We start from the raw sequence: 24,499 nt of genomic DNA, 5'->3' as shown, positions 1-24,499 counted from the left end.
GGTTGTCGCGCCGTGCACGGTCGTTTCACACACCCAGTTCTTTGTCGATGAAGTCGAGGACCTGGTCGGTCGTGGCGACCTGGAGCTGCTCCTTGGTGCTGCCGGAGCCGGGGGCGGCCCCGGCCGCCTTCCACTTCGACAGGAGCGTCTCCAGGCGGGCCGTGACCGCTTCGGCGTCGAGGTCCCCGACCGGTCCCGCCGACAGCGCGTTCTCCAGCTTCGCCAGCTCGCGGAGGACCGGGTCGGTGGCCTCCTGTCCGGCGGGGGTGTCGCCGCCGGGGGCGAGCTGCTCGCCGAGGTGCGTGGCGAGGATGTCGGCGTCCGGGTGGTCGAAGACGAGCCCGGAGGGCAGGCGCAGGCCGGTGGCGGCGGACAGCCTGTTGCGCAGCTCGACCGCGGTGAGGGAGTCGAAGCCGAGTTCCTTGAAGGTGCTGCCCGTCGCGAGGCTGTCGGCGTGGAGGCCGAGAACCGTGGCGGCCTGCTCCCTGATCAGGCGTACCAGCGTGTGGTGCCGGTCGGACGCGGGCAGGGCGGCGAGCCGGCCCGCCAGGTCGGCGGGCTGCCCGCCGGCCGTCGCGGTCGGCCTGGCCGTCGCGCCCGGGCCGGGTACGGCGAGGCCCCGCAGGAGGGCGGGCCGGGTGTCCACGGGGTGCGTGGCGAGCGTACGGAGGTCGAGGTCGAAGCCGACGAGGTGGGCGCGGTCGTGGCGGTGGGCGGCGTCGAACAGGGCGAGTCCGTGCTCGTCGCTCATCCCCTTGACGCCGATACGGCTCATCCGGGCCACGTCGGTCCGGCTGAGCCCGCCGGTCATGCCACCGGCCTTGCCGTCCTTCGTGCTGCCCGCGCTGTCGTCCGCCGGGTCGCCCGTGGCCTGCCACATGCCCCAGCCCACGGACAGTCCGGCCTCGCACTGGCCCCGCCGGTGCTGCATGAGCGCGTCGCAATAGGCGTTGGCCGCCGCGTAGTTGGCCTGTCCGGGACTGCCGAGGGTGGCGGCGGCCGAGGAGAACACCACGAACATGCCGAGGCGCATCCCGGCCGTCGCCTCATGAAGATGCCGAGCGGCAGCGGCCTTGGCCGCCCACACACGCCCCAGACCTTCCGAAGTCTGCGCGGTCACGACGGCGTCCTCCAGCACACCCGCCGCATGCACCACACCGGTCAACGGATGCGAAGGATCCGTCTTGCCGATCAACTCCGCCACCGAATCCGCGTCACTCACATCAGCAGCGGCGACGGTTGCTTCCGCACCCAACCCCGCGAGCTTCGCGACGAGTTCGTCGGCCCCGGGCGCCTCCGCGCCGCTGCGGCTGGCGAGGAGCAGGTGCCGTACACCCCACTCCCGCACCAGATGCTCGGCCACCAGCCGCCCGAGCGCGCCGGTACCGCCGGTGACCAGCACCGTGCCCTCGGGGTCGAGGGCAGGCAGGACCTCCAGCACCAGCTTGCCGGTGTGCTTCGCCTGACTCATGAACCGGAACGCCTCCCGCGCCTTGTCCAGCGGCCAGGAACGTACCGGGAGCGGCTTAAGCCGATCTGAGGTGAACAACTCGCCGAGCTGGTCCAGCATCCGGCCGATGCGGTCGGGCCCCGCGTCGCCGACGAGGTCGTAGACCGTATACGCGACGCCCGCGTACCGCGCGGCCACCTCCTCGGGAGTGCGCAGGTCGGTCTTGCCCATTTCCAGGAACCGGCCGCCCTCCCCCAGCAACCGCAGCGACGCGTCGATGAACTCACCGGCCAGGCTGTTCAGTACGACGTCGACACCTCGGTCGCCCGAGATCCGGCGGAACGCCTCCTCGAAGGCGGTGTCCCGGGAGGACGCACGGTGGGCCGCGTCGATGCCCATCTCCTCCAGCAGAGCGTGCTTGCCGGGACTCGCGGTGGCGAACACCTCGGCACCCAGGTGCCGGGCGATCCGCACCGCCGCCATCCCGACACCACCGGTGGCCGCGTGGATCAGTACCCGCTCGCCCGCCTTCAGCCCGGCCAGCTCCACCAACCCGTACCAAGCCGTCAGGAACGCCGCCGGGACACCGGCGGCCTCACGCATGCCCCAGCCCTGCGGCACGGGCGCGACCATCCTTGCGTCGGCGATCACGACGGGGCCGAACGCCCCCTCGAAGACACCCATGACACGGTCACCGACCGACAGGTCCGACACGTCGGGACCGATCTCGGTCACCACGCCGGCGCCCTCACCGCCCATGGCTCCGTAGGCGGGCACCATGCCCAACGCCACCAGCACGTCGCGGAAGTTGACCCCGGCCGCGTGCACCGACAGACGGACCTGCCCGGGTGCCAGGGGTGCCGACGCCTCGGGGCAGGCCACCGCCTCCAGGTCGTCGAGCGAGCCGCCCTCGACCATGCGGAGCCGCCACGCGGGCTCACCGGGCGGCGCGACCAGTTCGGCCGGGCGACGGGCCTGGGCGAGCCGGGGAATGTAGAGCGACCCTCCGCGCAGGGCGAGTTGGGACTCGTCGAGGTCTTCGGCGGCCTGCCGGATCAGATCCTGGGGCAGGGCCCCGAGGTCGGTGCCGGTTTCCGTGTCGAGCAGGACGAAGCGGCCGGGGTGCTCGGACTGCGCGCTGCGGACCATGCCCCACACCGCGGCGGCGGCCGGGTCCACGTGAACATTCCACCCGCTGTCCCCGTCCGCCCCCTCACCGGCGGCCACGGCCCCGCACGTCACCAGCACCAGCCGCGACCCGGCCGACTCCGGAGCGGCAAGGAACTCCTGTACGAGCGACAGCGCCCGTTCCGCGACCGACAGCCCGTCGGCTCCGGCGCCGCCCACACGGGAGACCACCGCCCAGGGAGCCTCACCCCGGACCGGCACCGCGCCGGCCGGACCGACCCCGTCGGCGAGGACGACCCAGTCGCCGCCAGCCGTTTCCGTCGCCGCCGCCTTCGTCGTTGCCGTCGTCGTCTGCGGTGAGGGGAGGGCGGTCCACTCGACCGTGAACAGGCCACGCACATCGTGTTGTTGTGCGGCGGCGAGCTGTCCGGGCTTCACCGGCCGCGTCCGCAACGCGTCGACGCGCAGGACGGGACCGCCCGTGGTGTCGGTGACGGTCACGCTCATCCCCTGGTCGAGGCTCTCCCCCACCGGGCGGAGGCGCACGCGGACCGCCCCGGCCCCGACCGCCCGCAACGACACTCCGGTCCATGCGAAGGGGACGTGGACCTCGCCGTCATCGGCGCCGCCCGCAAGCCGGTCGGCGAGGAGGGGGTGGAGGGTGGCGTCCAGGAGGGCGGGGTGGATGCCGTAGCCGTCGTGCGCACCGGCCGCCTCGGGCAGGACGACCTCCGCCAACAGGTCCCGGCCCTGTCGCCACACCGCTTGCAGACCCTGGAACGCCGGCCCGTAGCCGTATCCGGCCTCTACGGCCCGCGGGTAGAAGTCCTCGACGTCCACCGGTTCGGCACCGGCCGGAGGCCAGGCACCGCCCGTCTCGGCATCGGCCGCGTCCGGGGTGGGGCCGGGGGTCAGTGTGCCGGTGGCGTGGCAGACCCACGCCCTCTCACCATCCACGGCATCGGTGTCCGGGCGCGTGTAGACCTGCACGCCCCGACGGCCGTCTTCCGCCGCCTCCTCGACCACGACCTGCACCCGCAGACCCGACGACTCAGGCACCACCACAGGCGCCTGCAACATCAACTCCTCCACCGAACCGCAACCCACCTCATCCCCGGCCCGCAAAACCCACTCCACCAACGCCGCACCCGGCACCAACACCGCCCCGGCCACCACATGATCAGACAGCCAACCCACCGACGAACGAGACAACCGCCCCGTCAACAAACAACCGCCCCGATCAGCGAACTCCACCGCCGCACCCAGCAACGCATGCCTCGCCGACACCAGACCCAGCCCCGACACATCCGCCCCACCCGAACGCCCCACCAGCCAAAAACGCTCCCGCTGAAACGCATACGTCGGCAGACCCGCCACACCCGGCACCCGATCACCCGGGAACAACCCCGCCCACTCCACCCCCACACCAGCCACATGCAAACCCGCCACCGCACCCACGAACGCCTCCTCCTCGGGCCGACCACCGGCCAGGGAGGCGACGAGCACCGGATCCGCGTTGTCCACCTCGTCGAGGGTGTGCTGAGCGGCCGTCGTGAGGATCGGGGCGGGTCCCAGTTCGATGAACGCGGCTGTACTGGACGCCACTTGGGCGATGGCGGGCTGGAAGAGCACCGGCTGACGGACATGACGCACCCAGTACTCGGGAGTCGCGATCTCCTCCCCCGCCCGCTCACCGGAGACGTTGCTGATCAGGGGGATCGACGGCTGACGGAACTCCACACCCCGAAGGGTCTGGGCAAATTCCTCGAGCATGGGCTCCATCAGCACCGAATGGAACGCGTGACTGACCGTGAGCGCCTTGGTCTTGCGCCCCCGCGCCCTCCACAGTCCAGCGACCCGCTCCACTTCCTCCGACGGACCCGAAATGACTGTCGAATCAGGCATGTTCACCGCGGCAACACCGACATCAGATCCCTCAAGGTCACCCGTCAGCTCGTCCACCGTCGCCTCAACGGCACACATCGCGCCACCCACCGGCAACCCGCCCATCAACCGGGCCCGCGCACCCACCACCCGACAGGCATCCGCCAACGACAAAACCCCCGCTATATGGGCAGCGGCGATCTCGCCGACCGAATGGCCGACCACCACATCCGGCCGGACACCCACCGACCCCCACAACCGCGCAAGCCCCACCTGCAACGCAAACAAACCCGCCTGCGCCCACATCGTGTGATCCAACCGCTCCCGCGGACCCTCGAACACCGTCTCCCGAAGCGACCCGCCCGATACCCCCAACTCCACATCCAACAGCCCACACACCTCATCAAAGGCGGTCGCGAACACGGGGAATCGCTCATAGAGCCCGGAGCCCATACCCACGAGCTGGCTGCCCTGACCACTGAACAGCCACACCACATCGCCGCCCGTCCGCGTGCGGGCGGGGGACGGTCCGATGAGGGCCTGATGCGTCTCGCCGGCCGCCAGCGCCGCCAGCGCGGCCACCAGGTCGGCCCGCTCCGCGCTCGCCACGACGGCACGGTGTTCGTGCAGCGCGCGCGTCGTGAGCAGGGACCAGCCCACCTCGGTCAGGGGCGCCCGGGACGGATCGGCGGCGAAGTCGCCCAGACGGCGCGCCTGCTCGCGAAGGGCCTCGGCGCTTCGGGCGGAGACCACCCACGGCACGATCGCTCCGGTGCCGTCGGCGACCGGGACACCCTCCGAGACCACGGGCTCGACGACAGCCTCCGGGACGGACTCCAGGATCACGTGCGCGTTCGTCCCCGACGCACCGAACGAGGACACACCAGCCCGCCGCGGACGATCCGCCTCGGGCCACGCCACCGACTCGACCGCCAACCGCACCGCACCCGCATCCCAATCCACATGCGGCGACGGCTCATCCACATGCAAACTCGCCGGCACCACACCACACCGCATCGCCATCACCATCTTGATGACACCCGCGACCCCCGCCGCGGCCTGAGTGTGGCCGATGTTCGACTTCACCGAGCCGAGCCACAGGGGCCGGTCCACCCCACGACCCTGCCCATACGTCGCCAACAAAGCCTGCGCCTCGATCGGATCACCCAACGTCGTCCCCGTACCGTGCCCCTCCACCACATCCACATCCACCGCAGCAAGCCCACCACTCGCCAACGCCTGACGAATCACCCGCTCCTGCGACGGACCATTCGGCGCCGTCAACCCATTACTCGCACCGTCCTGATTCACCGCCGAACCCCGCACCACCGCAAGAACCTGGTGCCCCCTGCGACGCGCATCGGAAAGGCGCTCCAGGAGGAGCACTCCTACTCCTTCGGAGAAGCCGACTCCGTCGGCCGCGGCGGCGAACGGCTTGCAGCGGCCGTCCGGGGACAGGCCCCGCTGGCGTGCGAAGCCCGCGAACATGTCGGGGTCGGCCATGACGGTCACACCGCCCGCCAGCGCCAGGTCGCACTCACCCTGACGCAGTGCTTGCGCGGCCAGATGGATCGACACCAGCGACGACGAACACGCCGTGTCCACCGTCACCGCGGGCCCCTCCAGACCGAAGGTGTAGGCCACCCGGCCGGAGACCATGCTGCCGGTGCTCGCCAGGTAGGCGTAGCCCTCCAACTGGGCGTCGGCCTCGGGGAACGACTTGGCGTAGTCGTGGTTCATGAGTCCGACGTAGGTGCCGGTCGGGCTGCCCTTGAGGGCCGTCGGGTCGATGCCCGCACGCTCGAACACCTCCCACGACGCCTCCAACAGCAACCGTTGCTGCGGATCCATCGCCAACGCCTCACGCGGATTGATCCCGAAGAACGCCGCATCGAAATCACCCGCGTCCGGCAGGAATCCGCCCTGGTCGGCGTAGGTGGTGCCGAGGTGCTCGGGGTCGGGGTGGAAGAGCCGCTCCAGGTCCCAGCCCCGGTCTGCGGGGAATGCGCCCATCGCGTCCACACCCCCGTCCACCAGGTCCCACAACGCCTCCGGAGAGGTCGCCCCGCCCGGGAAGCGGCAGGTCATGGCGACGATGGCGACCGGGTCGTCCGTGTCGGCCGTCGTCCGCCGGGGCCGCGGGGCGACGGGCGCGGGCGCCGCGGTGCCCGCGAGGCGGTGCACGAGATGGGCGGCGAGGGCCTGCGGTGTGGGGTGGTCGAAGATCAGGGTGGCGGGCAGGCGGATGCCGCAGGCCGCCGAGAGACGGTTGCGGAGCTCCACGGCCGTCAGCGAGTCGAAGCCCAGGTCCTTGAACGCGATGTCGACGCCGACCTGGGCGGCCGAGCCGTGGCCGAGGACGGCGGCGACGTATTCGCGTACGACATCGGTGAGGAGCCGCAGTCGGCCGTCCGCGTCGAGGCCGGCCAGGCGGGCCGCGAGGGCCCCGTCGGCCAGGCCCTCGGAGGCCACGCGCCGCCGCCTCGTGGGGGCGGCCAGCGTGCGCAGCAGCGGGGAGAGCCCGTCGGTGTCGGCGCGCGGGTCGAGGTCGGCCGCGACCACGTAGGCGTGGTCGTCGGCGCGGGCCGCGTCGAGCAGGGCGAGGCCCGCCTCGTCGGTCAGCGCGGCGAATCCGGTCCGCTTCATGCGGGCCAGGTCGGTGCGGCTCAGCTCGCCGGTCATGCCGCTGGTCGCCTGCCACAGGCCCCACGCGATGGACTGGCCCGCCAGCCCCTGGGAGCGGCGGCGCCGGACGAGGGCGTCGCAGTAGGCGTTCGCTGCGGCGTAGTTGGCCTGTCCGGGGCTGCCGAGGGAGGCGGCGGCCGAGGAGAACACCAGGAAGAGGCCGAGGGGGGTGTCGCGTGTCGCCTCGTGCAGGTGGCGTGCGGCGGTCGCCTTCGCCGCCCACACGTGCGCGAGGCGTTCGGGGGTCTGGGCGGTGACGACGGCGTCGTCCAGGACGCCCGCCGCGTGGACCACGCCGGTCAGCGGGTGCGCCGGGTCGACGGACGCGACGAGCTCGGCGACCGCTTCGGCGTCGCCCACGTCGGCGGACGCGAGCGTGACGTCCGCGCCCGCGGCGACGAGACGGGCCCGGAGTTCGTCGCCGCCCCGGGCGCGGGCACCGCTGCGGCTGGCGAGCAGCAGGTGGCGTACGCCCCACTCGCGTACCAGGTGCTCGGCGACGAGTTGGCCGAGCACGCCGGTGCCGCCGGTGATGAGGACCGTGCCGTCGGGATCGAGCGCTCCGGGGCCTTCGGGTCCGTCCGTGTGCTCGCCCGAAGGATCCGTGTGCTCGCCCGGGGGAGGTGACGGTTCGGACGGGGTCGTCCGTGCGGCGCGGGCGAGTCGCGGGACTCGTGTCTCGCCGCCGTGGAAGGCGAGTTGGGGCTCTTCGACGCGGGCCGTCGCGAGGGCGTCGGCGAGGGTGTCGTCGGGGCCCAGGTCGATGAGCGTGAAGCGGTCGGGGTTCTCCGACTGGGCGCTGCGGACCAGGCCCCAGACGGCGGCGGACGCCACGTCGACGTCACCGGCCACGGCCGTCCCGTCGCCTTGGCCGTCACCCGTGGGCGCCACCGCGCCCCTTGTCGCCAGCACCAGGCGGGAGTCGGTGAGGGGTGAGGCGAGCCAGTCCTGGAGGAGGCCGAGGACGCGGGTGGTCAGGGCGAGGCCGTCGTCGCCGGGGTCGGGTTCGACGAGGGCGGCGACGAGCCGCGGTGCCGGGGAGCCGGACTCGACGGAGGTCAGTAGGTCGGCGAGGCTCGGGACGTCCTCGCCGAGGATGACCCGGTCGCCGCCGTCCCGGCCCGCGTCGGAGGCCTGCGCCGAGGTGGCGGTGTGCGCCGGGTCGGTGGCGGCCTGCGCCGAGGTGGCGGTGTGCGCCGGGTCGGTGGCGGCCCGCGCCGAGGTGGCGTTGTGCGCCGAACTGCCGGTGTGCGCCGGGTCGTTGGCGGTCTCGGGTGCCGTCCACTCCAGCGTGAAGAGCCCCTGGCGGCCGGGAGTGCCGGCCGTGGCGAGCCGGTCGGTGTCGGTGGGGCGGGAGCGCAGGTCCCGCACGGTGAGCACCGGGGCGCCCACCGCGTCGGCCACGGTGATCCGCAGGCCTTGGTCGATCCGGTCGCCGAGCGGCGTGAGACGCACCCGGACCGAGGTGGCCCGTACGGCGTGCAGGGCCACGTCGTTCCAGGAGAACGGCAGCCACACCTGGTCCGAGCGGTCGGCATCGGCGGGCGGCAGGAGCAGGGCCGCGGGCTGCAGGACGGCGTCGAGGAGCGCCGGGTGGATGCCGAACCCGTCCGGGTCGCCCGCCTCCTTGGGCAGCGCCACTTCGGCGAGGACGTCCTTGCCGTGCCGCCACAGGGCGCGCACTCCGCGGAACGCGGGTCCGTAGCCGTACCCGGTCCGGTCGGCCCGGGCGTAGAGCTCTTCGGTGTCGGCCGGTTCGGCTCCGGCGGGGGGCCAGGCGCCATCCAGGGGTGCGGCGGCGTCGTCCGTCGGGGCGGGGGCCAGCAGACCGGTGGCGTGGCAGGTCCAGGGCCTGGCCGAGGAGAAGACGTCGTCGTCATCGGGGCGGGAGAACAGCTCGACCCGGCGCAGGCCGTTCGTGTCGGCCGCCGCCACGACGACCTGGATCTGCAGGCCTCCGGCGGCGGGCAGGACGAGCGGTGTCTGCAGGGTGAGTTCCTCCAGGGCGGGGCAGCCCGCCTCGTCGGCGGCCCGCAGCACCCACTCCACCTGTGCGGCGCCGGGCACGAGCGCGTGGCCCGCCACGGTGTGGTCGTCGAGCCAGGACGCCGACTGCCGCGACACGCGGCCGCTCAACAGGTGTACGTCGCCGCTCGCCAGACCCACCGAGGCGCCCAGGAAGGGGTGGCCCGACGCGGAGAGCCCGAGTCCGGCGGGGTCACCGGCCCGCCCGCTGCCGGGGGCGATCCAGAACTCCTGGTGCTGGAAGGCGTAGGTGGGCAGGTCGACGGTACGAGGGGTCGCGTCGCCCGGGAACCAGCATTGCCAGTCCACCGGGGCGCCTGCGGTGAAGGCGTGGGCGGCGGCGCGGGTGAGTTGGCCGGTGTCGCCGTGGTCGCGGCGCAGGGTGGGAACCACGGTGGCCGGAAGATCCGCGGCCTCGATGATCCCTTCCATCGCCAACGTCAGCACCGGATGCGGGCTGGCCTCGATGAACAACCGGTAGCCATCCGCCAGCAGCGCATCGACCGTCTCGGCGAACCGCACCGTGTGCCGCACGTTCCTGACCCAGTACGCCGAATCCAGCTCGGTGGTATCGGCCAGCCGCGCCCCGGTGACGGTGGAATAGAACGCCGTACCCGTGGCGGTGGGCCGGATCCCGGCGAGTCCCTCGGTGAGCTGATCCATGATCGCATCCAGCTGCGGCCCGTGCCCGGCCACGTCCGAGCCGACCGCCCGGGCCCGCAGACCCGCCTCCCTGGCCACACCCACCACCGCCTCGACCCCCTGAGGCGAACCCGAAATCACCGTGGACGACGGGCCGTTGACCGCGGCCACCACCACCCCCGGATACCCCTGCACCAGCTCCTCGGCCCGCTCACGACCCACCCCCAGCGAAGCCATCGCACCCCGGCCCGAAAGCCGGCGCAGCAAAATGCTGCGCACCGCCACCAGCCGGGCACCCTCCTCCAGCGTGATCGCACCCACCACACACGCCGCAGCGATCTCCCCCTGCGAGTGCCCCACCACCGCCGCCGGCACGATGCCCTGCTCGGCCCACACAGCCGCCAGGGCCACCATCACCGCCCACAGCACCGGCTGGATCACATCGATCCGCGACAACTCACCACCATCCCCGCGCAGCACACCGGTCAACGACCAGTCCACATACGCCGACAACGCCCCCTCACACTCCGCGATCCGCGCCGCGAACACCGGCGACTCATCCAGCAGCCGCGCCCCCATCCCCACCCACTGGGAGCCCTGCCCGGGAAAGACGAGGACCGGGCCGGGGCCGGTGGCGCCGACCGATCCGGCGACGACGTCCGGCGAGGCCTCGCCCGCCGCCAGGGAGCGCAGCCCCGCGAGAAGCGTGTCGCGGTCCTCGCCGACGACGACCGCACGGTTCTCGAAGGCCGTCCGTGTCGTGGCGAGCGACCAGGCCACCTCCCGCAGCGGGACGGTCGGCGCACCGGCGTCCCCGCTGCCGGCGGCGGTCACATGGTCGGCCAGCAGCGCGGCCTGGGCGCGCAGCGCCGCGTCACCGCGCCCCGAGACCACCCACGGCACCACACCGGCCGCCATCGCTCCGGCCGCCACCGGCCCGGGCGCTTCCTCGGCGGTGTCCGCCGCGGGAGCGTCCTCCTCGGGTGCCTCCTCCAGGATCACGTGGGCGTTCGTGCCCGACATGCCGAAGGCGGAGACGCCCGCGCGGCGCGGCCGGTCGCCGCGGGTCCACGGGACCGGCTCGGTGAGGAGCCTGACGGAGCCGTCGGACCAGTCGACGTGCGGGGTCGGCTCGTCGACGTACCGGGTGGCGGGGAGCAGTTCACGGCGCAGCGCCATCACCATCTTGATGACGCCCGCGACACCGGCGGCGCCCTGCGGGTGGCCGATGTTCGACTTGACCGAGCCGAGCCACAGGGGGCGGTCCTTCTCGCGCTCCCGCCCGTACGTGGCGAGCAGGGCGCCGGCCTCGATGGGGTCGCCGAGGCGTGTGCCGGTGCCGTGCGCCTCCACGGCGTCGACCTCGGCGGCGGCCAGGCCCGCGTTGGCGAGGGCGGCGCGGATGACACGTTCCTGCGAGGGGCCGTTGGGGGCGGTCAGGCCGTTGCTGGCGCCGTCCTGGTTCACCGCGGAGCCGCGGATCACGGCGAGGACCTTGTGGCCGTTGCGGCGGGCGTCGGAGAGGCGCTCCAGGAGGAGCAGGCCCGCGCCCTCGGAGAATCCGGTGCCGTCGGCGGAGGCCGCGAACGCCTTGGAGCGGCCGTCGGGGGACAGTGCGCCCTGGCGGGAGAACTCGGTGAACGCGCCGGGCGTCGACATGATCGTCACGCCGCCCGCCATCGCCAGATCGCACTCGCCCTGCCGCAGCGCCTGCGCCGCGAGGTGCATCGCCACCAGCGAGGAGGAGCAGGCGGTGTCGACGCTCACCGACGGGCCTTCCAGACCGAGCGTGAACGAGATGCGGCCGGACAGGACGCTCAGGGCGTTGCCGGTCAGAAGGTGGCCCTCGACCGCCTTGTCGGGCTGCGCGCCGCCGAATCCGAGCACGCCCGCGCCGACGTAGACGCCGGTGGAGGTCAGCTTCAGCGCGGTCGGGTCGATCCCGGCCCGCTCCACGAGCTGCCAGGCCGTCTCCATGAGGACGCGCTGCTGCGGGTCCATGGCCAGCGCCTCGCGCGGGCTGATCCCGAAGAAGGCCGCGTCGAAGCCGGGGGCGTCGTGCAGGAACCCGCCGCGCCGCACGTAGCTGGTGCCCGGGTGGTCGGGGTCCGGGTGGTAGAGCCCGTCGAGGTCCCAGCCGCGGTTCGTGGGGAAGTCCCCGACGGCGTCGCCGCCCTCCGCGACGAGGTCCCACAGGGCCTCGGGCGTGCGGGTGTCGCCGGGGAACCGGCACGCCATGGAGACGACGGCGATCGGCTCCTGCGACCGCTCCTCCACCTCGCGCAGGCGCTGCCGGGCCTGGCCGAGGTCCACGGTGACCCGCTTCAGGTACTGACGCAGCTTCGCCTCGGTACTCGTCGCTCCGGTACTCGTCGCTCCGGCACGCGACGCTTCGGCGGGCGACACTTCGGCACTCGACACTTCAGCACTCGACATGGAACGTCACTTCTCCATCAGTGAAGGGCACAGAAAGGGCGCCGAGGGGACGGGAGGGGCAGCAGGTCACAGCTCGCGGTCGATGAACGCGAACATCTCGTCGTCGGAGACGTCGTCGAGCGCGTCCAGGTCGGCCGCGCCCGCCGCGGCGCCCGCTGCGGCGCCGTTCAGCTTCGTCAGCAGGGCGTTGAGGCGTCTGCCGACGCGGCCCCGGGCGTCGTCGTCCAGGGTCAGCGCCTCCAAGGAGGCCTCGATCCTGCCGAGTTCGGCGAGGACCGGGTCGGCCGCGTCCTTGAGGGCCGGCGGCGCGCCGTCGGGCGCCAGGCGCTCCAGGAGGTGTTCGACGAGCGTGGCGGACTCGGGGTAGTCGAAGACGAGTGCGGCGGGCAGTTTGAGTCCGGTCGCAGCCGCCAGGCGGTTGCGCAGTTCCACCGCCGTGAGCGAGTCGAAACCGAGCTCCTTGAAGGACGTGTCGGGGCGGACGGCGTCGTGGCCGGTGTGGCCGAGTACGCCCGCGACATGGCCCCGGACGAGGTCGAGCAGCAGCCTGCGCCGTTCGGCGGGCGGCAGTCCGGCCAGCCGGGCGGCGAACCCGTCCGCCGAGACCTCGGTGGCCGCCGCCGCGGCGCGCCGGGTGGTCCGACCGCCCGGCAACGGCCCCGCCAGGGCGCGCAGCAGCACGGGCCGGGAGGCCGCGGGCTGCGCGGCGACGACGCGCGTGTCGAGGTCGACTGCGACGGCGTACGAACGGCCGTGGGCGTGCGCCGCGTCGAGCAGGGCGAGACCCCGCTCGGTGGTCAGCGGCGTGAACCCGGTGCGTTTCATGCGCGCCAGGTCCGTCTCCCCCAGGTGCCCGGTCATGCCGCTCGCCGTCCGCCACAGCCCCCAGCCGACGGAGAGTCCCGCCAGGCCCTGGGCGCGTCGGCCCTGCACGAGCGCGTCGCAGAACGCGTTGGCCGCCGCGTAGTTGGCCTGTCCGGGGCTGCCGAGGGTGGCCGCGCCGGAGGAGAAGACGACGAACAGGGCGAGCGGCAGGTCCCGTGTCGCCTCGTGCAGGTGGTGCGCGGCGGCGGCCTTCGCCGCCCACACCCGGGCGAGGCTCTCGGGGGTCTGCGCGGTGACGACGGCGTCGTCCAGGACACCGGCCGCGTGGATCACACCGGTCAGCGGGTGTGCGGGGTCCGTCTTGCCGACGAGCTCGGTCACCGCTTCCGGGTCGCCGACGTCGGCCGCCACGACGGTGACCTCGGCCCCCAACCCGGTCAGCCTGTCGACCAGTTCGCCGCTGCCGGGGGCATCCGGGCCGCGTCGCCCGGCCAGCAGCAGGTGGCGTACGCCCCACTCCCGTACCAGGTGCTCGGCCACCGCCCCGGCCAGGACTCCGGTGCCCCCGGTGAGGAGGATCGTGCCGTCCGGGTCGAGCGCGGGCGGTATCTCCAGTGCCAGCTTGCCGGTGTGCCGCGCCTGGCTCATGAACCGGAACGCCTCGCGCGCCCGGCCCAGCGGCCACGCGGTGACCGGCAGCGGCGCCAGCACGCCGGAGGCGAACAACTCCCCCATCTCCGCCAGCATTTCACCGATCCGGTCGGGTCCCGCGTGCGGCACCAGGTCGAAGGCCCGGTACCAGGCGCCCGCGTGGTCGGCGGCGACCTGCTCGGGGTCGCGCTTGTCGGTCTTGCCCATGTCGACCATGCGCCCGCCCCCGGCGAGCAGCCGCAGCGAGGCGTCGGTGAACTCTCCGGCCAGGCTGTTCAGTACGACGTCCATGCCGCGTCCGCCGGTCGCCTCCCGCAGCACCTCCTCGAAGGCGAGGTCGCGGGAGGAGGCACGGTGGGCCGCGTCGATGCCCATGCCGTCCAGCACCTCGTGCTTGGCGGGGCCGGCCGTGGCGTACACCTCGGCGCCGAGGTGGCGGGCGATCTGGGTGGCGGCCATGCCGACGCCGCCGGTGCCCGCGTGGATCAGCAAGGATTCCCCGGCCCGCAGGCGGCCCAGGTCCACCAGCCCGTACCAGGCCGTCAGGAACACCACGGGCACCGTCGCAGCCTGCTGGAAGGTCCAGCCGTCCGGGACGGGGACGACCATTCGGGCGTCCGCGACCGCCACCGGGGCGAAGGCCCCCTCGAACAGGCCCATCACCCGGTCGCCGACCGACAGATGGGTGACGCCGGGCCCGACCTCCGTCACGTGCCCGGCACCCTCGCTGCCCGCGAACGTGCCCTTGTCGGGGTACATGCCGAGTGCGATCAGCACGTCCCGGAAGTTCATGCCCGCCGCGCGCACGGCGATCCGCACCTGCCCCGGCTCCAGCGGTGCGAGGGCCTCGGGGGCGTCGACGACCGCCAGGTTGTCCAGGGTGGCCGTGCCGGAGGTGCCGAGACGCCAGACGGTCGCACCGACCGGCGGCACCAGCTCGTCGGCCGCCCCGGCGGGCGTCAGCCGCGGTACGGACAACCGGTCGCCCCGACGCGCGAGTTGGGATTCGTCGAGCTCGACGACGGCTCGCCGGACGAGAGCCTGCGGCAGACCGGCGAGGTCCGCACCGGCCACGGATGCGGCACGCCCACGCAGCCCCGCACCCGCCCCGTCGCGGTCGTCGACGTCGGTGTCGGTATCGGTGTCGACGTCGAGCAGGACGAAGCGGCCCGGGTGTTCGGACTGCGCGCTGCGGACCAGCCCCCACACCGCCGCCGCGGCGGGGTCCGTGTGCACGTTCCACCCGCTGTCCCCGTCGTCGTCCCCACCGACGGCCACGGCACGCCGCGTCACCAGCACCAGCCGCGACCCGGCCAGCCCCGGAACGGTCAGGAACTCCTGTACGAGGGACAGGGCACGTTCCGCGGCGGCGAGCCCGCCGCCGTCCGAACCGTCCACCCCCGCGACCACCGCCCACGGCGCGTCACCCTCGCCCGGCACCACGTCGGCCGGACCGGCGCCCTCGGCCAGCAGGACCCACTCACCGCCGTCGATCACCCCCGGAGCGGCAGGACCGGACGCAGGGACGGCGGAGGAGAGGTCCGCGGACTCGACCGCGAGAGGCGTCCAGTCCACGGTGTAGAGACCGTCGACCCCGACACCCCGGCCCGCCGCCGTCAGCCGGCCGGGATCGGCGGCCCGCAGCGTCAGCGAGTCCACGGCAAGCACGGGCGCGCCGGTCCCGTCGGCGATGACCACCCGGATGTCCCGCTCGGGCGAGTCCCCCTGCGGGGACAGCCGCACGCGGATGCGGGTCGCCCGCTCGGCGCTCAGCGACACCCCGTTCCACGCGAACGGCAGCCACAGCTGCCCGTCCTCGGGCCGGTCGAGCAGCATCAGCGGATGCAGGGCGGCGTCCAGGAGCGCCGGATGGATGCCGAACCCGTTGTGCGGACCGGCCCGTTCGGGCAGCTCGACCTCGGCGAGCAGATCCTGTCCGTCCCGCCACAGCCCCCGCACCCCTTGGAACGCGGGCCCGTAGCCGTACCCGGCCTCCTCGGCCCGCCCGTAGAAGTCCTCCACGTCCAGGGCTTCGGCACGCGCCGGCGGCCACTGCCCGCTCAACTCGACCGCGCCACGCACGGGTTCAGAACTGACGACGCCCAAGGCGTGGCACACCCATGCGGCGGCTCCGCCCTCCTGATCCGGACGGGCGTACACGCGCACCTCACGCCGCCCCTGCTCGTCCGCCGCGCCCACGGCCACCTGGACCTGGACCCCACCGGACTCGGGCAGCACCAGCGGCGCCTGGAGCATCAGCTCGTCCACGGTGGTGCAGCCCGCTTCGTCGGCGGCCCGCAGTGCCCACTCGACCAGGGCCGCGCCCGGCACCAGCGCCGCCCCGGCCACCATGTGCTCGGCGAGCCAGCTCGGCGCCTTCCGGGAGAGCCGCCCGGTGAGCAGGTACGAGTCTGCCTCGGCCAGTTCCACACAGGCACCCAGCAGCGGGTGACCGGCGGAGGCCATGCCCAGGTCGGCGGCGTCACCACCGAGCCCGGCGGGCTCCTCCAGCCAGTAGTGCTGGTGCTGGAAGGCGTAGGTGGGGAGGTCGATGGTGTGGGGGGCGGGGTCGGCCGGGAACCAGCGCCGCCAGTCCACTTCCGCGCCTGCGGTGAAGGCCTGGGCGGCGGAACGGGCGAGTTGGGCGGCATCGCCGTGGTCGCGGCGCAGGGTGGGGATCACCGAGGCGGAGACGTCCGCCCGCTCGATGGTCTCCTCCATGCCCAGACCGAGCACCGGGTGGGCACTGGCCTCGATGAACAGGCGGTAGCCGTCGGCGAGAAGAGCGTCGATGGTGTCGGCGAAACGGACCGGCTGCCGCAGGTTCGTGACCCAGTACTCGGTGTCCAGCGCGGTGGTGTCGGTGAGGCGTTCGGCGGTGACCGTCGAGTAGAACGCCACGTCGGTGGCAACCGGCCGGATGTCGGCCAGGCGCTCGGTCAGCAGGTCGTGCAGCTCGTCGATCTGAGGGCCGTGGGAGGCGTAGCCGACGTCGATCACCCGGGCACGCAGCCCGCGCGCTTCGGCCTCGGCGACGACGGCGGCCACGTGGTCGGGCGGCCCCGAAATGACGGTAGAGGATGGCCCGTTGACGGCGGCGACGCATACGCCCGGCCGGTCCCCGATGAGCTCGGCGGCTTGTTCGGCGCCCGTGCTGAGGGAGGCCATGTCTCCGTGACCCATCAACTGGCGCAGCGCGTCACTGCGTACGGCGACGATCCGCGCCGCATCCTCCAGTGACAGCGCACCGGCCACACAGGCGGCAGCCATCTCGCCCTGGGAGTGGCCGACGACAGCGGCCGGGGTGATCCCGTAGTCGGCCCACACGGCGGCAAGCGACACCATCACCGCCCACAACACCGGCTGGACGACCTCGACCCGGGACAGCTCAGCACCATCCCCCCGCAACACCTCACACAACGACCAGTCCACATGCGCCGAAAGCGCGCGCTCGCACTCCTCAATCCGCGCCGCGAACACCTCGGACTCGTCCAGAAGCTGAGCACCCATGCCCACCCACTGAGACCCCTGCCCAGGAAAGACCAGCACCGGCCCGGCCCCGGCCGGACCCCGCACCGATCCCTCGACGATGTCCGGCGACGGTTCGCCCGAGGCCAGTGAGCGCAGTCCGGCGAGCAGCGTCTCGTGGTCCGTGCCCAGGGCGACGGCCCGGTGTTCGAAGAGTGAGCGGGTCGTGGCGAGGGACCAGCCGACCTCGGCCGGCGTCTCCTCCGGGCGGGCGGACGCGAACTCGGCCAAGCGGCGGGCCTGTTCGCGCAGGGCCTCGACCGTCCTGCCGGACACCACCCACGGCACCACCGCCGCGTCCGGAGTCACGGCCGGCGTGGCACCCGAGGACGTCGCCCGAGGGGTCTCCTCCGGCGCCTCCTCCAGGATCAGGTGCGCGTTCGTGCCCGAGATGCCGAAGGACGACACGCCCGCCCGGCGCGCCCGCTCGCTCCTCGCCCACGGGACCGGCTCGGTGAGCAGGCGTACGCCGCCGCCGTCCCACTCCACGTGCGGGGTCGGCTCGTCGACGTGCAGGGTGGCGGGCAGCAGTTCGTTGCGGAGGGCCATCACCATCTTGATGACGCCCGCGACGCCCGCCGCGGCCTGCGTGTGGCCGATGTTCGACTTGATCGAGCCGAGCCACAGCGGCCGGTCCCCGGAACGGCCCTGGCCGTACGTGGCCAGCAGGGCCTGTGCCTCGATCGGGTCGCCGAGCGTCGTGCCGGTGCCGTGCGCCTCGACGACGTCCACGTCGTCGGGGGTGCGGCCCGCCCCGGCGAGGGCGGCGCGGATCACGCGCTCCTGCGAGGGGCCGTTGGGGGCGGTCATGCCGTTGCTGGCGCCGTCCTGGTTCACCGCCGAGCCGCGGAGCAGCGCGAGGACCTTGTGGCCCTTGCGGCGGGCGTCGGAGAGGCGCTCCAGGACGACCAGGCCCGCGCCCTCGCCCCAGCCCGTGCCGTCGGCGGTCGCGGCGAACGGCTTGCAGCGGCCGTCGGCCGCCAGGCCGCGCTGGCGGGAGAACTCCACGAACGTGTTCGGGGTGGCCATCACCGTCACGCCGCCCGCGAGGGCCAGGTCGCACTCGCCCTGGCGCAGCGCCTGGGCCGCGAGGTGCATGGCGACGAGCGAGGAGGAGCAGGCGGTGTCCACCGTGATGGCGGGGCCCTCGAGGCCGAAGGTGTAGGCGACGCGGCCGGACGCCACGCTCGGCGTGCTGCCGGTCATGATGCGGCCCTCGAAGCCGTCGGGCTTGCGGGCGAGGAAGCGGGAGCCGTAGTCGTCGTACATGATCCCGGTGATGACGCCGCAGGGGGTGCCGCGCAGGGTGGCGGGGTCGATGCCCGCGTGTTCGAAGGCCTGCCAGGCGGTTTCGAGGAGGAGGCGCTGCTGCGGGTCGGTGGCGGCGGCCTCGCGGGGGCTGATGCCGAAGAAGGGTGCGTCGAACCGGGCGGCTTCGTAGAGGAAGCCGCCTTCGCGGGTGTAGCTGTGGCCCACCCGGTCGGGGTCGGGGTCGAAGAGTCCCGCGGTGTCCCAGCCCCGGTCCTCGGGGAACGGGCCGATGGCGTCGGTGCCGTCGGCCACGAGCCGCCACAGGTCCTCGGGCGAGCCGACGCCGCCGGGGTAGTGGCAGGCCATGCCGACGATGGCGACGGGGTCGTCGTCCGTGGCCGTGGCGGGCGCGGCCGGGAGGGCGGCGGCGGGGGCGGTGGGCTGCTCGGCGTCGGGGAGGAGGCCGCGCAGGTGCCGGGCGAGGGCGCCGGGGCTGGGGTGGTCGAAGACGAGGGTGGCGGGGAGCCGGATGCCGGTGGCCGTGGAGAGGCGGTTGCGCAGCTCCAGGGCGGTGAGTGAGTCGAAGCCCAGCTCCTGGAAGGCGCGGTCGAGTTCGATGGAGTGCGGCTCGGGGTGGGCGAGGACGGTGGCGATCTGTTCGCGGACGAGGTCGTGCAGTGCGCGGTCGCGGTCGGCGGTGGTGAGCCGGGCCAGGCGTGCGGCCCAGGAGGCGGGTGCCGTCTCGTCGGCGGTGGCCGTCGTCGTCCGGGGGGTGCGGACCAGGGAGCGCAGGGCGGGTTGCAGGGTGCCCGCGGCGGCTTGGCCGCGCAGTACGGCGCGGTCGAAGCGGGTGGCCAGGAGGGTGGGGTGGGGGGAGGCCAGGGCCGTGTCGAGGAGGGCGAGGGCCTGTTCGTCGTCGAGGGCGGCGATGCCGGTGCGGTGGATGCGGGCACGGTCGGCGTCGGCGAGCCGGGTGCCCATGCCGCCGGAGGCGGAGTCCCATAGGCCCCAGGCGAGTGAGGTGGCGGTCAGGCCGTGGGCGCGGCGGTGTTCGGCGAGGGTGTTCAGGAAGGTGTTGGCGGCGGCGTAGTTGGACTGGCCGCCGTTGCCGAGGACGGAGGCGCCGGAGGAGAAGAGGACGAAGGCGGCGAGCGGCAGGTCCTGGGTGAGTTCGTGCAGGTGCCAGGCGGCGTCGGCCTTCGGTGCGAGGACGGCGTCGAGGCGTTCGGGGGTCATCGCGGTGATGAGGCTGTCATCGATGACGCCCGCCGTGTGGACGACGGCGGTCAGCGGGTGTGCGGCGGGGATGCCGGTCACGAGGGCGGTGAGCGCGTCCTTGTCGGTGATGTCGCAGGCGGCGACGCGGATGTCGGCGTCGTGGGGCGCGAGGTCGGCGCGCAGGGCGGCGAGTCCGTCGGCGGTCTCGCCGCGGCGGCCGGCGAGGAGCAGGTGGCGGGCGCCGTGGGCGGTGACGAGGTGGCGGGCGACGGCCTGGCCGAGGCCGCCGGTGCCGCCGGTGATGAGGACCGTGCCGTCGGCGGTGAGGCGCGGTGCCGTGTCGTCGTGGGGCGGGGTGACGGTGAGGCGCGGGACCAGTGCGGTGCCCGCGCGCAGGGCGAGCTGGGTCTCGCCGCCCGCGGTCGCGGCGGTGAGGGCGGCCGGCAGGGCGTGGCGGGAGGCGGTGTCCTGGTCGGTGTCCACGAGCAGGATGCGGTCGGGCTGTTCGGCCTGGGCGGCCCTGACCAGGCCCCAGACGGGTGCGGTGGTGAGTGCGGCGGGCGGGTCGTCGGCGCGGGCGGTGACGGCGCCGTCGGTGAGGAGGACGAGCCGGGCGCCGGGGAGGGCGTCGGTGGCGCACCAGGCGCGGACGAGGTCCAGGGCGTGCCGGGTCCGGGCGCGCAGGCGCGCGGGGATGTCGGCCCGCGTGTCCTCGGCGGGCAGGGTCGCGAGGACGACGTCCGGCACGGGGCGGCCGTCCGCGACGGCGGCGGTGAGGGCGGCGAGGTCCGGGTGGTGGGCGGCGGGGCCGAGGCCCGCGTCGTCGGGTCCGAGCGCGGCCCAGGTGGCGGTGTCCGTGGTGGTGCCGGGCAGCGGGAGCGGCTGCCAGTGCAGGTGGTGCAGTGGGAGTGTGGACGCCGGGCGGGCGGCGTGCCAGCGGTCGGCGGGGACGAGGCGCAGTTGCAGGGTGCCGACGGTGGCGACGGGTGCGCCTTCGGTGTCGGTGAGGGTGAGTCGGAGCTGGTCGTCGCCGCGGGGGGCGAGGTGGGCCCGCAGGTGGGTCGCGCCGGTGGCGTGGTGGCGTACGTCGTTGAAGGAGAACGGCAGCCGTACGGGCGGTTCCGTGGTGTCCTGCGTGTCCTGGTAGAGCTCGTCGACGGCGTGCAGGGCGGCGTCGAGCAGGGCGGGGTGGAGGGCGAACGCGCTTGCGTCGGCGCGCTGTTCGTCGGCGAGGCGGATGTCGGCGTACAGGTCGTCGCCGTGCCGCCAGGCGGTGTGGACGGCGCGGAAGGCGGGGCCGTAGCGGTATCCCTGCGTGTCGAGGCGGTCGTACAGCGCGTCGACGTCGAGGGGGGTGGCGTCGGCGGGCGGCCAGGCGGCGGGGTCGGGGGCGGCGGGTGCGGGGGCGGGCCCCGCGGTGAGGATGCCGGTGGCGTGCCGCCGCCAGCCGTCGCCGGCCGGGTCGTCGGTGGTGTCGGTGTCGTCCGCGGGGCGGGTGTGGACGGTCAGGGTGCGGCGGCCGGTCGCGTCGGGTGCGGTGAGGGCGAGTTGTACGTGGACGGCGCCGGCGCCCGCGCCGGTCCCGGTGTCGTCGAGCAGGAGCGGGGTCTCCAGGGTGAGGTCGTCGACGGTGTCGCAGTCGGCGTGCCGCCCGGCGAGCAGGGCGAGGTCGACGAAGGCGGTGGCGGGGAACGGGACGCCGCCCGCGATGGCGTGGTCGGCGAGCCAGGGGTGCGTACGCAGGGAGAGGCGTCCGGCGAGCAGGAGGCCGCCGTCGGCCCGGTGGATGACGGCGGGCAGGATCGGGTGGCCGGTCTCCTGGAGGTCGGCGGCGCGGGCGGGGGCGGCGGCGTCGGGGGCGGCCCGCCAGTAGCGGCGGCGCTGGAACCGGTAGGTGGGCAGCGGCAGTCGGCCGGTGCCCGTGGGCAGGAGGGCCGCGAGGTCGGCGGACTGGCCGTCGGTGTGGAGCGCGGCGACGGCAGAGACCAGGGTGCGGGTCTCGTCGTGTGCGGCGCGCAGGGTGGCGGCGACGAGCGGCGCGGACCGGTCGTCGTCGGCGGGCGCGGGCAGGCAGTCCTGGACCATGGTGGCCAGGACGGGGTCGGGTCCCAGTTCCAGGTAGCGCACCACGTTCTGGCCGTCGAGGGCGCGCAGTCCGTCGTAGAAGCGCACGGGTCGGCGGACGTGCCGCACCCAGTATTCGGGGTCGGTGACGAGGTCGGCGTCGGCGAGGCGGCCGGTGAGGTTGGAGACGAGGGGCAGCGTCGGCGCGTGGAAGGTCAGCGTGCGGGCGACGGACCGGAAGTCGTCGAGCATCGGCTCGATGAGCGGCGAGTGGAAGGCGTGGCTGACGTTGAGGCGCTTGGTCTTGTGCCCGCGCCCGCGCAGCGTCTTCTCGACCTCGGCGACGGCGTCGGCGTCGCCGGACACGACGACGGCGGCGGGGCCGTTGACGGCGGCGAGCGACAGGCGCTCCTCCTGTCCGGCGATCAGGTCGAGGACGGTGTCCTCGGGGGCCTGGACGGCGAGCATGGCACCCCCGGCGGGCAGCGCCTGCATGAGGCGTCCGCGGGCGGCGACCAGCGTGCAGGCGTCCGCGAGGGAGAGCACCCCGGCCGCGTGGGCGGCGGCGATCTCGCCGACCGAGTGGCCGGTGAGGTGGCTGGGGGTGATGCCGAGGGAGGTGACCAGGCGGTACAGGCCCGCTTCGAGGGCGAACAGGGCGGCCTGGGTCGTGCCGGTGGCGTGCAGGGCGGCCGCACCGGCGCTGTCGGCGGGGGCGAACAGGACGGGCCGCAGGGGCTGTTCGAGTTGCCCGTCGAGGTGGCCGCAGATCTCGTCGACGGCCTCGGCGAAGACGCCGAAGTCCGCGTACAACCGGGCGCCCATGCCGGGGCGTTGACTGCCCTGGCCGGTGAACAGGAAGGCGGTGCCGCCGGGCCTGGCGGGGCCCGCGGCGCCGGTCAGGGCGGGGTGGCTGCGGCCGGTGGCGAGCGCGGTCAGTGCGGCGGCGCGCTCGTCGTGGTCGGCGCCGAGTACCACCGCGCGGTGTTCGAAGAGGCTGCGGCCCAGCAGGGTGGCGGCTACGTCGGCGGTGGAGCCGTCGGGGTGGGCGGCGAGGTGCCCGGCCAGCGCGTCGGCCTGGGCGCGCAGCGCGGCGGGGGTGCGGGCGGACAGCAGCCAGGGCAGCGCCTGCCGCTGTCCGTCGGCCGCGGCGGTGGCGGTGGCGCGGGGAGCGGCGGTGGCAGTGGTCGCGGCGCTGGCGGTAGTTGCGGCGGTGGCAGTGGTCGCGGCGGTCGGGGTCGCGGTCCGCAGGGGTGCCTCGCGGCGCGGGTCTCCCCCGTCGCCGTCGTCGCCGTCGTCGATGTCGTCGGTGTCGGTTCGGGGCGCCTCTTCGAGGATGAGGTGGGCGTTGGTGCCGGAGATGCCGAAGGAGGAGATGCCCGCACGGCGGGTGCGCTCGCCCCGCGGCCACGGCACGGATTCGGTGAGCAGGCGCACCCCGCCCGACTCCCAGTCGGCGTGCGGAGTGGGCTCGTCGGCGTACAGCGTGGCGGGGAGCGTCTGGTGGCGCAGCGCCTGCACCATTTTGATCAGCCCTGCGGCACCGGCCGCGCCCTGGGTGTGGCCGATGTTGGACTTGACCGAGCCGAGCCACAACGGCCGGTCCTCGTGCCGCTCCCGGCCGTACGTCGCCAGCAGCGCGTCGGCTTCGATGGGGTCGCCGAGGCGGGTGCCGGTGCCGTGCGCCTCGACCGCGTCGACCTCGGCGGCGGACAGCCGGGCACCGGCCAGGGCGGCACGGATGACGCGCTGCTGGGCCGGGCCGTTGGGGGCGGTCAGGCCGTTGCTCGCGCCGTCCTGGTTGACCGCGGAGCCGCGGATCACGGCGAGCACGCGGTGGCCGGCCCTGCGGGCGTCGGAGAGGCGCTCCAGTACGAGGAGTCCGGCGCCCTCGGAGAAGGCCGTGCCGTCGGCGGCCGCGGCGAACGGCTTGCACCGGCCGTCGGCGGCCAGTCCGCGCTGGCGCGAGAACTCCGTGAACACGTACGGGTTGGTCATGACGGTGACGCCGCCCGCGAGCGCCAGATCGCACTCGCGCTGCCGCAGCGCGTGGGCGGCCAGGTGCACGGCGACGAGCGACGACGAGCAGGCCGTGTCGATCGTCACCGCCGGGCCTTCCAGGCCGAAGGTGTAGGCGAGCCGGCCCGAGAGGACGCTCGGGGCGCTGCCGGTGACCAGGTGGCCCTCGGCGGCGGGGTCGATGTGCGGGGTGCCGAAGCCGGGCAGGGCAGCGCCCGCGTACACGCCGGTACGGCTGCCCTGCAGGGAGTGCGGGTCGATGCCCGCGCGCTCCAGGGCCTCCCAGGCGCACTCCAGGAGGAGCCGCTGCTGCGGGTCGAGGGCGGCGGCCTCGCGCGGGCTGATGCCGAAGAACTCGGGGTCGAACTCGTCGACGTCGTGGAGGAATCCGCCCTCGCGGGCGTAGCTCGTGCCCGGGTGGTCGGGGTCCGGGTGGAAGAGCCGTTCCAGGTCCCAGCCCCGGTTGTCGGGGAAGGCGCCCAGGGCGTTGCCGCCCGCGTCGACCAGGTCCCACAGCTCTTCGGGGGTGCGGACCCCGCCGGGGTAGCGGCAGGCCATCTCGACCACGGCCACCGGTTCCTGGCCGCGTCCCTCCGCCTCGCGCAGCCGCTGCCGGGTGGCGTGCAGGTCCGCGGAGACACGCTTGAGGTAGTCGACCAGTTTCTCTTCGCTCACCATGTGCGCTTTAGCTCC

The 24,499-nt window shown here is 74.1% G+C and carries 2 protein-coding genes; both read right to left on the bottom strand.

Annotation, left to right across the window (positions count from 1 at the left end):
- Positions 1-25: 25 nt before the first annotated feature.
- Entirely contained in the window at positions 26-12,250 is a 12,225-nt protein-coding gene (locus tag ACFYXE_RS07820; protein WP_389310085.1) for an SDR family NAD(P)-dependent oxidoreductase, read from the bottom strand.
- Positions 12,251-12,316: 66 nt separating this feature from the next.
- Positions 12,317-24,484, bottom strand: coding sequence for an SDR family NAD(P)-dependent oxidoreductase (locus ACFYXE_RS07815; RefSeq protein ID WP_389310083.1), 12,168 nt, complete (start codon positions 24,482-24,484; stop codon positions 12,317-12,319).
- Between the last annotated feature and the right edge of the window lie 15 nt (positions 24,485-24,499).

The organism is Streptomyces sp. NPDC002564 (genome assembly GCF_042889645.1).
Lineage (GTDB): Bacteria > Actinomycetota > Actinomycetes > Streptomycetales > Streptomycetaceae > Streptomyces.
The sequence above is the reverse complement of the archived record's forward strand: the minus strand, read 5'-3'. Positions and strand labels throughout refer to the sequence as shown.

Excerpts from the sequence above, each read along its gene's own strand:
- ACFYXE_RS07820 (WP_389310085.1), bottom strand. The coding sequence starts at position 12,250 with ATGTCGAGTGCTGAAGTGTCGAGTGCCGAAGTGTCGCCCGCCGAAGCG.
- ACFYXE_RS07815 (WP_389310083.1), bottom strand. The coding sequence starts at position 24,484 with ATGGTGAGCGAAGAGAAACTGGTCGACTACCTCAAGCGTGTCTCCGCG.